This is a genomic window from Winogradskyella pulchriflava (assembly GCF_042434315.1).
GTDB classification, from domain to species: Bacteria; Bacteroidota; Bacteroidia; order Flavobacteriales; family Flavobacteriaceae; genus Winogradskyella; species Winogradskyella pulchriflava.
The window spans coordinates 477,874-491,531 of the sequence record NZ_JBHLTQ010000005.1 but is presented as its reverse complement, the minus strand read 5'-3'; the positions used below and the strand labels follow the sequence as shown (position 1 = coordinate 491,531).

The 13,658-nt window shown below is 32.4% G+C and carries 7 protein-coding genes; 6 read left to right on the top strand and 1 reads right to left on the bottom strand.

Translation table 11 applies throughout. The features are described from left to right. Positions 1–119: 119 nt before the first annotated feature. Positions 120–1,718: a bacillithiol biosynthesis cysteine-adding enzyme BshC gene (bshC, locus tag ACFFGA_RS11560; protein ID WP_386064116.1), complete on the top strand. Its 1,599-nt coding sequence runs from the start codon at positions 120–122 to the stop codon at positions 1,716–1,718. 24 nt (positions 1,719–1,742) lie between these two features. On the opposite strand, the gene ACFFGA_RS11555 is transcribed toward bshC, so the two are convergent. Next, entirely contained in the window at positions 1,743–3,434 is a 1,692-nt protein-coding gene (locus tag ACFFGA_RS11555) for a tetratricopeptide repeat protein (RefSeq protein ID WP_386064114.1), read from the bottom strand. A 348-nt stretch (positions 3,435–3,782) separates the two neighbouring features. Between ACFFGA_RS11555 and ACFFGA_RS11550 the strand changes: the two genes are divergently transcribed. From ACFFGA_RS11550 to ACFFGA_RS11530, 5 genes are all read left to right on the top strand, one after another. Continuing rightward, a complete protein-coding gene (locus tag ACFFGA_RS11550; RefSeq protein WP_386064111.1) occupies positions 3,783–4,430 on the top strand; it encodes a hypothetical protein in 648 nt (215 codons plus the stop codon). 73 nt (positions 4,431–4,503) lie between these two features. Continuing rightward, positions 4,504–5,052, top strand: a complete 549-nt coding sequence (locus tag ACFFGA_RS11545) for a COA_001 N-terminal-type choice-of-anchor domain-containing protein (RefSeq protein ID WP_386064108.1) — start codon at positions 4,504–4,506, stop codon at positions 5,050–5,052. A 33-nt stretch (positions 5,053–5,085) separates the two neighbouring features. Next, positions 5,086–7,407, top strand: a complete 2,322-nt coding sequence (locus ACFFGA_RS11540; RefSeq protein ID WP_386064106.1) for a hypothetical protein — start codon at positions 5,086–5,088, stop codon at positions 7,405–7,407. A 34-nt stretch (positions 7,408–7,441) separates the two neighbouring features. Continuing rightward, positions 7,442–12,904 (top strand): T9SS type A sorting domain-containing protein, encoded by a 5,463-nt coding sequence (locus tag ACFFGA_RS11535; RefSeq protein ID WP_386064103.1) that lies wholly within the window; start codon positions 7,442–7,444, stop codon positions 12,902–12,904. Then, complete coding sequence (locus ACFFGA_RS11530) at positions 12,901–13,602, top strand: hypothetical protein (protein WP_386064101.1); 702 nt, start codon at positions 12,901–12,903, stop codon at positions 13,600–13,602. The genes ACFFGA_RS11535 and ACFFGA_RS11530 overlap by 4 nt, the downstream gene beginning before the upstream one ends. Positions 13,603–13,658 lie beyond the last annotated feature (56 nt).

Below are 13,658 nucleotides of genomic sequence, written 5' to 3'. Positions count from 1 at the left end.
TTAATAATTTATTTTTTGGTTGAAAGCTAGTAAAGATAGTCAGCCAAACTGAATTAACTAAAAATTAGCAGTTAAAAAATAGAAGTGCATTATATTTATGCCATAATTTAGACTTGTGTATGCCAACCGACTGTATTCCGTTTAGAGAAACCAATTATTTTTCGGATTTTATTTGCGATTATTTAGATCAGAAATCAGAGTTAAAGCCTTTGTACAATAGGTTTCCGATGCTGGAGAATTTTAAAGCTCAGATAGAAGAGAAAGCAAAAAGTTATGAAGTTAAGAGTCGAAAGGTCTTGATTGATGTGCTAATGGAGCAATACAGTAAATTAGAAACTTCGGATGTAACACTTGAAAATATAGAAAGTCTTAAATCTGAAAATACGTTTACCATTACAACAGGTCATCAATTAAATTTATTTACAGGACCGTTGTATTTTTTATACAAGATCATTTCAACCATAAATCTTACCAAAGAGTTAAAAGAACAATACCCAGAATACAATTTTGTACCTATTTATTGGATGGCGTCTGAGGATCATGATTTTGAAGAAATCAATTATTTCAATTTTAGAGGAAAGAAAATTCACTGGAATTCTAACCAAACTGGAGCTGTTGGTCATTTTAATACTGAAGGTTTAGATGCTGTTTTTGAAGTGGTTTCGGCAGAATTTGGACCAGGAAAAAATGCAGAACAATTAAAAACCTGGTTTAAAGAAGCATATTTAAACCATGATAATTTGGCTGATGCCACGCGTTATTTAGCCAATGAATTATTTGGTGCACATGGTTTAGTGATTTTAGATTCTGACCACGCTGATTTAAAACGTTTATTTATCCCAAATATTAAAAAGGAACTTATAGAGCAAACGGCTTTTAAAACGGTTTCTGAAACCAATAATACGCTTGAAGATTTAGGGTTAAAAATTCAGGTGAATCCTAGAGAGATCAATTTCTTTTATATTAAGGATGGTTTGCGAGAACGTATTGTTGAAACTGATGGTGTTTTTTCGGTTTTAGACACAAACATCACTTGGAGTAAGAGTGAGCTACTAAAACACCTCGAAGAGGTGCCTGAACGATTCTCACCAAATGTTATAATGCGACCTTTATACCAAGAAGTAATTTTGCCAAACCTCTGCTACATAGGTGGAGGTGGAGAAATGATTTACTGGCTGCAATTAAAATCTAATTTTGAAGCCCAACAAGTTACTTTTCCAATGTTGTTATTGCGAAATTCAGCATTGGTAAAAACCGTGAAACAAGCAGAGAAGTTAGAAAAGTTGAATATTTCGGATAAAGATTTATTCTTAGATAGAAATTCCTTCATCAATAAAAAAGTGCGAAAAATATCTAATATAGATATTGATTTTTCAGAACAAATTCAACATTTAGAAGCACAGTTTAAAAATCTACATCAACTTGCAGAACAAACCGACAAATCCTTTTTAGGTGCAGTTAAGGCTCAAGAAGTAAAGCAAATAAAAGGGTTGCAAGCTTTAGAAAAGCGATTGCTAAAAGCCCAAAAAAAGAAACTAGCAGATCAAATTAGTCGTTGTACCGAGTTGCAAGAACAACTCTTTCCTGGTCAAAGTTTACAAGAACGAAATACTAATTTCTCGGAGTTGTACCTAGAATATGGAGATGAATTAATTCCTGAATTAATGAAATCACTCAAACCTTTAAAAGGTGAGTTTACAATAATCACCATCTCATAAACTTTTATTTGTCAACTTAATATTTTATAATTCTATAACCAATTCTTGTAATGATTCTTCACTACTGAGATTTAGTTTTTTACGAAGGCGATAACGCGCTTTTTTAACACCTTCAATTGAAATATTTAAGATGTTTGCAATTTCTTTACTAGATAAATTCATTTTTAAAAGTGACATTAAGCGTAGATCATTATTACTGACATCAGGATAATTTCGCATGACTTTAGAGTTGAAATCCTTGTGTACGTCTTCAAAATAATTTCTAAATTGTTCCCAATTGTTATCATTATTGATATCGAGATTGATAGTGTTTATCACCTTTTGATAACTTCTGGCATTTGGGCTTTCAGATTTTAGTTCTTTGAGCTGAGATTTTAAATCCAATAGCACTTCATTTTTGTGTGCCAAGTGTAGGGCATGTGTTGTAAGTTCCTTTTCCTTAAATTCTAAATCACTGTTTAATTTTTCGCGTTCTATTTTGTTTCGTTTCATTTTTTGCCTTAATCCATATACAATGGCAATAGCTAATGCCAAAGCACCAATAAGTGAAATTAAAAGAAACAATTTCTCGTTTTCAGCCTTTTGTTTTCGTTCTTCAAGCAGTTGTAATTCCTTTTGTTTTAAAATGAGCTCTTTCTCTTTCTTTTCGGTTTGGTACTGCACTTCTAGCTCATTCATTTTTTTAATATTTTCTTCCCCTAGAATTTCATCGTGTAGTTTGTGATAATCTGTATGAAACTCATAAGCTTTTTTGTAACGTCCAAGACCAGCATATGCCTTTGACATTTCTAAAAGATCACCAATCATTTTTTTTCTTGTACCTGTTTCTTCGGCATTTTTTAGAGCATCTTTGATATATCTCAACGCTTTGCGATACTCTCCTTTTTTATTATAAAGTTCTCCTAGGTGTCTTTGATTTAGACCAATAAGAGAGGTTTCGCCATAATTTTGACTAATAGCTAAGGATTTCATATAATAATCTTCTGCAAGCTGAAGACTATCTTGTTGCGCATAGATCCAGCCTAAATTGTCATAAAGTCCAGCTAAGTCATTGTTATAGTTTTTTTCGATATAATAAGGCATGGTTTCAATAAATAAAGCCTTAGCTTCTTCGTATTCTTTTTGACCTTTAAGGTTAATAGCTAAGTTAATATTGATACTAGCGATATCATCTTTTAAATCTAATTTCTCATAGATCACTTTAGCTTTGTTATAATAATCATTTGAAATATCATAATTGCCTATATCTCCTTGTATGTTTCCTATATTCCAATAACTGGCTGCAATACTTTCTTCTGTATCTCCTATCTCTTCTTTTAGTTTTAAACTTTCCATATGCACTTCCAAACATTCATTATAACGACCTAAACTTCGAAAAGAATTTGCTTTATTGTTCATAGCTGCACAAACTTGAGTCATATCATTAAGTTCTGTGTACATCTTAATAACATCATTGTAGATAGGAATAGACGCTTCATATTGAGATGTCATATTGTGATATACACCTAAATAGTTGGTGGTTCTGGCAATAAACTTTTTATTGTTTAGGCGTTTTGCTAAAACCAAAGTACTGTCCAAATATGGTTTTGAAGCTAAGGGATCTACATAAAGGTGTTCTGCCCATAACATAGCATAAGTTATTATTTGTGTGGTATCCGTTTGTTGGGATGCAACCTGTAATAAACTATCTACACGCTTTTGATTTTGACTTTGCATACTGTGAGCACTTATCAAAAATGCAAATAGGAGAAGCGGAAACAATTTGTCCACTTTAACGTGGACTTCTGCACAAATTTTGATTAGCCGGACAATAAATGGTCTTTTTGAGATGGTCATGGTTTCTGGTTGTTAGGTTATCTAAGATAACATTATTTATTTTTTTAATATAAAACACTGATAGTCAAATCATTGAGATTTTTAAAAATCACTATGTCTACTTATAATAAATATCATCAAAAATTTAAAAAGTCGGTTTTTTAATAGGTGGACAAATGGTGGACAACCCACTTTTGATGTAATCTGAGTGCTTTTATTACATAACTTGGCTTAACAAAAACTGGTTTTATGGTAAAAAAATATACCATTATTTTATGTGCTTTATTGATTAATGAGATTTGTTTTAGCCAACAACTTTACTTTGAATTTGGTACCACAATTTCCTCTTTCGATTACGAAAATTCAGAAGGCAATTCATTAAACAATTTATTGTCCAAATCAAAATCATATTACGGAATGGGTTATAGACAATCTATAAATAATGCTAACACATTGTTTCTGTCACTTGGTGCTACTTATAACAGTTATGGTGCTATTGGCAGCGAGCCTAGTATTGATAATTATTTTGAATGGGATGTAAGTTACTTAGGTGTAAGGGCAGGTTTAGGGATAAAGTTATTTGAATTAAGGGATCTTACCTTTTTTAGCAATGTATCTATAGCTTCAGAATTTTTAATAAGAGGCAACCAAACTATAAATAACGATGTGTATAACCTTGTTGGTGAGGAAGAGTTTAACAATAGCATATTATTCTTTAGAGGAGGTTTGGAGATGCAATATCCAGTTTCGAGGAGCACAGCCATTTTTGTAGGTTATAATTATGGTACATCTGTTTTGATAAGCAGTGGTGAAAATGCCGAAAAATTAAAACTAAATGCCCATCAATTTGGACTGGGCTTTATTATAAACCTCCCTAAATGTTACTGTGATTATTAATTTTTTAAAACCCTAGTAGACAAAAGGTGGACACAATCTAATTATCTGATAGTCAATAGAAATAAATTATAAATTGAAAAATAAAATAAATGAAGCCATGAAAACGTATCAATTAAAAGGACTACTTAGCTCAGTGTTTCTGTTATGTTTTGTAACTGAATTTTATGCACAAAGCAATTCAGGATATAGAATTATTAGAACCAATTTAGGAAGTGCTGGCTCGTCCACAACAGTACAAACTTCTAATGGAAAATATAATGTGAGCCAAAGTATTGGACAGTCTAGTGTTATTGGCACGTATTACAACAATGGCTATTATTTAAGACAAGGCTATCAACAACCATCTTCTAAGGTAAAAGTGGACAAAGAGAAAAATTACACATTAGATGCCAAGGTGTTTCCCAATCCATTTAGTCAATATGTTACTATAGGGTTTAGCGATAACATTATCAACGATATTTCTGTAACGATTTTAGATGTTAATTCTAAGCATATCTATTCTCGTAGGTTTTCGCCATCACAAACTGTAAAACTCAATATAATTGATATTTCAAATGGTATATATTTTTTAAATGTGATATCTGGTATCAAACAATTCAATACAAAACTAATCAAGATATAAAGCCTAAATAAAAGCAACCAAAATTCAAGAATTATGAAAAAAATACTAACCTTAGCCATACTTTTATGCCTATCTTCATTTGTCTTTTCACAGTCAGAAGGCATTTCCTATCAAGCTGTTATTATTTCTCCAGATAATTTAGAATTACCTGGTGTAGATTCCGAAGGGAATTATTTGCCTAATACAACTGTAGCCCTTAGGTTTTCAATTCTCTTTAGTACCAATCCGTTAGAAACTCCAGAATTTCAAGAAGTACGTGTGGTAGATACTGACGAATTTGGTCGTATCAATTTAATTATTGGTGAAGATAATGATGATTTTGAAGCTATCGAATGGGACGGAACAACGAAATTTTTAAAAGTTGAAATCGACTTTGAAGGTGGGTCTAATTTTGAAGAAATAAGCAGAGAACGACTGACTTATGTGCCATATGCACTCCACAGAAAAATAAGAGCCACAGATAGCCTTACCGTTGAAGGTCATACCTTGTTATATGGTCATTTAGATGTGGAGTTACCAACAAATCTAAATAGTACTTTAAATGTAAATAATGGTAATGCCACCAACTTATCGGGTAATTTAACTGTGGTAGGCGAAACCAATTTAGAGAGCATTTTCAATGTTAATAATGCTAGTCCATCGCATTTAACAGGTGATTTGACTGTTGACGGTAATTCGTCTCTAAATGGTACTTTAGATGTCATTGGGCAAACTACACTCAATGATTTAACCGTAAATGGAGAAGCAAGTTTTGGTGATTTAACAGCAGAGTTTTTGCAGGTAAGCGATTCTACCAGTATTGCAGGTGGTTTAAATATTGCTGCCGATTCACAGGTAAAAATAATCAGTAGTGTAAATGGCTCTGATAAAAACATTAATAACTATCCATTATTAGTAGACGGAGGCAGCCAAGGTATTGCCATAAAGGTTAACGTTGTTGGTGCTAAAAATCAGAATAATTTTATTTCGTTTTGGGACAATACATCACCAAGTCCATCATTAAGAGAGCCAGCTTACGATGGTATTGGGATAACCGATGCTATAGTCGATCTGTTTGATGGTTTGGAGGTTTTTGATATTCCCACTACAGATGACGCTCCAGCTGGTAACACAACTTCTTATGAAACCGTGGCAGAATATACTGGTGCACCAATGATGTGGGGAAGAATAGAGGGAGAAACGGATGTTTCAGAGTTTACTAATAATGCAGATTATAACATGGGTAGATTAAGCTATACTTATGATATGATAGATGGTAGTTTAGATTTAGCATGGCAAACTATAGATCTAATAAAAGCAGGTAACGATGTCCTAGCCGCTGCAACTGAGGTGCAGCCATGTCTTGGGCTTGGTGGTTGTCTTGCTGGTCCAGCGCCATCAAATATATATGCTTCATTGGCTAATCTAGCTTTGGAGATTATTAAAGAATTAGCGGCTGTTGCTAATGAATCTTTTGCTGTAAGAAATTTAGAGGTTTTTCATTATCACAAAAGACGATTTAAAGGTGTTTCATATGCATCTGGAGCAGGAGATTATGCTGAATATTTACAGAGAATAGATCCAGCGGAAAAAATGACGTATGGAGATATTGTTGGCTTATACGGAGGAAAAATATCCAAAAACACTAAAGACGCACAACAGATTATGGTAATATCTTATAAGCCTGCTGTACTTGGTGCTTTACCACAACCACATGAAGAAAAAAACTATGAAAAAGTCGCTTTTATGGGCCAAGTATTGGTTAAGGTTTTTGGAACGGTAAATATAGGTGATTACATAATACCCAGTGGTAACAATGATGGTTTAGGTATAGCGATTGCACCACAAAATTTAACTTCAAAAGATATTAAAAATATTGTGGGAGTCGCTTGGGACGCATCGGATAATAAATATGGTTTCAAGCTGATTAATGTTGCTGTTGGTATCAATAACAACGATAATACGGTGGTTATAGAAAAACTGGAAAAACAAGTTAGCGATCAGGCACAAGAGTTAAACGATTTAAAAACATTACTGTCTGAAACAATTAGCAGACTAACAAATCTTGAAAATAATAATAACAATTCGGGAATAGCATTAAATGCTGCTAAATCCGATTACAATCATAATGAAGATCTAGAGACGAGTTATTCAGGTGATATTGTGTATTATAAAATTACAGATGCAGATATAGAAAAAGCGCTTGTAATGGTTGAAGATAAGTTGAGAGAGGAAGGAATAAATATTGAAAAGCATCTATTTAATAAAGTAAAAACGGATCCTTCATTTAAATCTAAGCTTGTACAAAAAATAAAACAACGCGTAGAAAACGGACTTCATTACCACAAAAAATTAGACGAACAAGCTGGACATTAAAAAATGTACTTCAAACTCATTTAAAAAATCAAAAATGAAAAAGCACATTTTATATTCTGTATTAATGGCATTGTTGTCTGTACTATATCTTAATGCGCAGACAACACCTATACCAGATTCGAATTTTGAGAATTATTTAGAAACGCATGCCTCAGATGGTTCTGTTGTTAGTGTTGGAGATGTTAATAGCATGGGAGACGGTATTGCGGATAACGGTCTGGTGTTTACGGATCGAATTTCTAATATTACTTCTCTGAGTATTATTAATCTTGGTATAGATGATCTTACGGGAATCGAAGATTTTACAAGTTTAGAGATTTTAGTGTGTAGTAATAATACTTTATCAAGTGTTGATGTTTCATCTAATGTCAATTTAAAATTGTTAAATGTATCTAATAATAGAATAGGTGGTGAACTCATAGTAAGTAGTAATACCAATCTCGAAAGCTTGTTTTGTGCTTCAAATCAAATTACTACTATAGACCTCTCTTCAAACACGGTTTTAAAAAACCTCGATGCCTCTGAAAATGCCATTACAAGCATAGATTTAAGTAATATAAATACTTTGGTTTGTCCAGAACCTCAAACTAATCCTTTAACAATTTGCCAAGGCGTAGGTTCTGTCAATGTATCTAGAAACCAATTAAATTCTTTAGTTGTTAATAATGGATACAACGATTTAATTACAGTTTTTAATGCTACAAATAACCCGGATTTGTTTTGTATTCAAATAGATGCGGGTTTTACTCCTACGGGTTGGTTAAAAGACGATTGGACTTATTTTAGCGAAAATGCCTGTGTAGATATATTTACTTATGTGCCTGATGATAATTTTGAGCAATCTCTAATCACAGATGGACTTGATGACGTATTGGATAATCTGGTGTTAACCGAAAACATTGATACAGTTGTAAATTTAGATGTATCTAACGCCTCTATTTCTAGTTTGGTAGGAATTGAAGATTTTTTAGCACTAGAAACACTGGATTGTAGTAACAATACCATCGAAGATATTGACCTTTCAAACAATGTGCTTCTTCAAGAATTGGATGTTTCTAATAACAATTTAACCGTTTTAGATATAAGCTCAAATCCGGCTTTGACCATATTGAATTGTGCAAATAATATAATCAATGCGTTAGATATAAGCAGTGTTACAATGTTAACTATACTCAATTGTTCAATTAATGTATTGGCAAATTTGGATTTAAGTGCAAATGTATTATTGGAAGATTTAGATGTTTCGTTTAATGAAATAGAAAGCTTAAATGTTAGTGCAAATAATGCATTAACTAGTCTATTGTGTAATAACAATAATTTGTTTGCATTGAATGTTAATAATGGTAATAATGCCTCAATAAACACATTTAATGCTACAAACAATACCAGTTTATTCTGTATTGAAGTCGATGATGTTGCTCTAGCTAATGCAGCTGCTGGCTGGCAAAAAGATGCTTCTACTAATTACAATCTGGATTGTGGTACTTATGTTCCTGATGATAATTTTGAACAAGAATTGATTGATGCTGGAATTGATTCGGATGGCACACTTAATAATTATGTGGCAACCTCAGATATAGTTGGGATCACTTCTTTAATCATTTCTGGACTATCTATAGAAGACTTGACAGGAATTGAAGATTTTACAGCACTTCAGGATTTGGACTGCTCTAACAATAATTTATCAATTTTAGATTTAAATGCTAACACAGTACTACAAACTTTAGATTGTTCCAACAATCAAATCATCGACTTGAATTTAAGCACTAATACAGCTTTAACTGCGTTATTATGTAATGATAATGCCCTTTTAACCCTTAATATTGAAAATGGCAATAATGCATCAATGGCGACATTTAATGCCACCAATAATCCCAATCTTTATTGTATTAATGTCGATGATACCATAGTAGGAAACATTCCTGGAACATGGCAAAAAGATGCTATAGCTGATTATAATGGAGATTGCTACAATAGCCGATTTACAGCCATTCCAGATGCTTTTTTTGAACAAGCTTTAATTAATCTAGGTTATGACGATGTTATAGACGCACAAGTGCTTACCTCGAACATTGAGCATATTACAAACCTGAATGTTAATGACAAAGGTATTTCGGATTTAACAGGAATACAAGACTTTAAATCGTTAGTAGAACTCGATTGTAGTGGGAATTATCTAGAGAACCTTGATGTAAGTGGAATGATTTACTTAGAGCGTTTAAACTGTAGTTTAAATTATTTACTCACCAATGATACCAATGCCACAAATGGCATATTAAATATTACAGGAACTGTAAGTTTAGTTGAGTTGTATTGTTCAGGTAATAATTTAAATGATTTAGATATGTCTCAAAACCCAAATTTAGAACTTTTGGACTGCTCAGATAATGATATCTTGAGTTTAGATGTCAGTAATAATGGGCTGTTAAGAACTTTAAATTGTTCCAACAATGATTTAACGACTTTGGATGTAAGCGCAAATTCCTCATTAGAAAATCTCAATTGCAATAGTAACGAACTTAATGATTTAACAACTATAGGAATACCAAATACCACATTAATTAGTTTAAGCTGTGCAGACAACGATCTATCTAATTTAATAGTTGAAAATTATCAAAGTTTAGAAGTGTTGAATTGCTCAACAAATGAACTTACACAACTAAACGTCGTTGATAATGTAGACCTACATTACTTATCCGTTTCAAACAATCAAATTTCTGATATCAACCTACTGAACAATACTAATTTATTAGAGTTTCAAGCTTCTCAAAATAGTTTAACTCAGCTCGATATTTCGACAAATGTAGTGTTAGAGCAATTAAACTGTAATTTTAATCAGATATCGCAGTTAGATTTCAACTCTAACACACTTTTGGAATTAATTACATGTACAAATAATTTACTGTCAGAAGTAAATGTTAGTAACAATATTAATTTAATAGAACTTAATGCGAGTGCAAATAATTTAACGAGTTTAGTTCTAGCTAATAATCTTGGGACATTAAAAACACTAAATGTAAGTAACAACCAAATAGAAGGAGATTTGGATTTAACAACCATGGCAATTTCTGCTTGTGTATACCAAGCTAACCAAACCGAGTTTTGTCCTGAAAATGTTTCAATTAATGTGTCCAATAATCAATTGACCTTTATCAATCTGCAAAATGGTATCAATGACGATATCATAAATTTTAACGCTTCTGGTAATCCAAACTTAGATTGTATTCAGGTTGATGATGTCAATAATATTGGGATCAATTGGATTAAAGATGCAGACACGTCGTACAATATCAATTGCAATTTTGGTGAAACCTATATACCCGATGATAATTTTGAACTAGCTTTAATTACAATGGGTTACGATTCTGGACCATTAGATGACTATGTTCTCACAGCTAATATAGATACCTTAATGAGTTTGGATGTTAGTGGAAATGCCATTGCAGACCTAACTGGTATAGAAGATTTTGAAGCTTTAGAAATTCTAAATTGTTCTAATAATGCTTTGATTGAAATCGATTTAAGTTCTAATTTCAATTTGCTAAACATTGATTGTTCAAATAATCAATTATCGAGTTTGGATGTTTCTGAAAACATTCAATTAACAAATTTAAATTGCTCAACCAATACTATAGAAACATTAGATCTCAGTGCTAATACAAATCTTCTTAGTTTAAATATTTCTAGCAATTCATTTGCATCTTTTACACCAAGTGAAGTGTTGTCCTTACAGGAGTTTAACTGTGATAATAACAGTATTGTTGAGCTCAATTTTCAGCTTAATCAGTCTTTAACAAGTATCAGTTGTCAAGATAATTTATTAGAGGTACTTAATATTAGAAATGGCCAGAATGCGATATTGACTAATCTAAACGCTCAGAACAATCCTAATTTAACATGTGTTGAAACAGATACAGGTACAATTCCTGCAAATGCCACTTGGTTGATTGATCCTACTGCTCAATTTGTTGTAGAATGTTTCTTCGGACAAACCTATGTGCCAGATGATAATTTTGAACAGGCTTTAATTGATTTAGGTTTTGATTCAGCACCATTAGACGATTACGTATATACTGAAAACATTGAAGATATTAACTTTTTGAATGTTAGTGGACGCGAAATATTAGACCTAACAGGTATTGAGGATTTTGTGAGTTTAACGCATTTGGATTTTAGTTTAAATAGTGTTTCAAGTGTAGATTTAAGCAACAATACACTTCTTGTAAACTTAAATGTTTCTAATAATGAATTATCAGATTTAGATTTAACAGCACTATCAAATTTAACATCCTTAAATGCTTCTTATAATTTTTTAACTCAACTGGATTTAGATAATAATGTAAGTGTCATTAATTTAAATGTTTCCAACAATCTATTGACCAGTTTGATGGTTGATGACTTAATGAATTTAGAAGATTTTAATTGTGGGTCTAATGCAATAACGAGTTTAAATCTGGCTCAAAACCCAAATTTGTCTTTAGTTTTTTGCCAGGCCAATATGCTAATTGCTGACCAGCTCAACCTTCAGAATGGCAACAATGAAAGTATACTTGTTTTTAATGCAACAAACAATCCTGATTTAGGCTGTATTTTAGTGGATGATCCTGTGGCAATTATTACAAATACTGATGGTATCTATGATAATTGGCTAAAAGACGCAACAGCGAGCTATCAATTAATATGTGAAGATGCCGATAATGATGGTGTGCCAAACGAAGATGATTTGTGTCCCAATACAGAGTTTGGAGCTTCAGTAGATTTATTTGGTTGTGCTATAATCGATTTGCCTAATGACAACTTTACGATTCTAATTACGGGAGAATCTTGTATGAACAGTAACGACGGCAAAATTACAATTGATGCGCAGCAACTATATGCATATACAGCAACACTCACAGGTGAAAACTTTTATCAGGAATATAATTTTACCAATGATGTAGATATGCTAAACCTCTTAGCAGGTGCCTACGAAATGTGTATTACCATTGAAGAATGGCCAGATTATTATAGTTGTTATACAATAGTTATTACGCAACCAGATCCGCTTGAGGTCTTTGCCAGTAGAGCTGCTTCAGGCACAGAGGTTTCAATAGATATGTCTGGTAGTAATTCCTATACAATAGAGTTTAATGGTACTTCTTTTATTACACATAATTCAAACATTACCTTACAATTACAACAAGGTATTAACCATTTAAGAGTAAGTACTGATTTAGAATGCCAAGGTGTTTATGAAAAGGAAATATTGATGACCAATGCCTTTTTTATATATCCAAACCCATTCAAAGATGCTATTAATCTATATCATAATAACATAGGTGAAGAAAAAGTAACAGTAAGTGTTTACTCTAATTTAGGTCAATTAATGATACAAAAGAGCTATAAAGGTGAAGGAGATGGTTTTAATATAGATACAAGCAATTTAGAAGCAGGATTATATATCGTAAAAATAAAGTCACTGACACAAGCATCAATTCATAAAATCATAAAACAATGAGAAGAGTAAGTTTCCTATTTTGTTTAGTCGTTTTAATGTACGGATGTAAAGATACAACCGATGACATTTCTGATAACAACGGAAATGGTGCACAAGATCCTCCGGATGGAGTTCAGTTAATATTCCCCTTTGAAGGGTCCTTGTGTAACGAAGGGCTTAATATAACACCAACAGAAAGCACGGTGAATTTTGAATGGGAGCCTAATGACAATGCGTTAAGTTATAAGCTAAGTGTGAAAAATTTAGATACAGATATTATAACAGAATACTTTACAGAAGATTTTATAATGCCAATAACCTTACAGCGTTCTCAGGCGTATAGATGGGTTGTAGAATATGACATTCAGGATGAAACTAAAACAAGTGCCACTTGGAATTTTTATAACGCAGGACCAGGCGAACAAACCTATGCTCCATTTCCTGCAGAAGTAACGTCTCCAAGTATGGCAGAAGCTATTTCTGCTACAAACGCTGTAAACCTACAATGGAGTGGAAGTGATGTTGATAATGATATAGTGGACTATGATGTGTATTTCGGCATGGAAAATCCTCCAGATATACATACAAGCGACATTTCTACAAGTCAGCTCACAGTTTCTGTTTCTCCAGGGAATATTTATTATTGGTATGTAGTTACCCATGATTCAGCAGGCAATTCTTCAGATTCTGGTGTGTATCAATTTAGAGTTTTGGATTAGTTAAATAGATTTACTTTTTAACAACTAACATCAACTTAATTATTTATAAATCTTAA

Bases quoted from the DNA above. Each gene is read 5' to 3' on its own strand.
- ACFFGA_RS11550 (WP_386064111.1), top strand. From the start codon at position 3,783: ATGGTAAAAAAATATACCATTATTTTATGTGCTTTATTGATTAATGAG.
- ACFFGA_RS11530 (WP_386064101.1), top strand. From the start codon at position 12,901: ATGAGAAGAGTAAGTTTCCTATTTTGTTTAGTCGTTTTAATGTACGGA.
- ACFFGA_RS11540 (WP_386064106.1), top strand. From the start codon at position 5,086: ATGAAAAAAATACTAACCTTAGCCATACTTTTATGCCTATCTTCATTT.
- bshC (WP_386064116.1), top strand. From the start codon at position 120: ATGCCAACCGACTGTATTCCGTTTAGAGAAACCAATTATTTTTCGGAT.
- ACFFGA_RS11535 (WP_386064103.1), top strand. From the start codon at position 7,442: ATGAAAAAGCACATTTTATATTCTGTATTAATGGCATTGTTGTCTGTA.
- ACFFGA_RS11555 (WP_386064114.1), bottom strand. From the start codon at position 3,434: ATGCAAAGTCAAAATCAAAAGCGTGTAGATAGTTTATTACAGGTTGCA.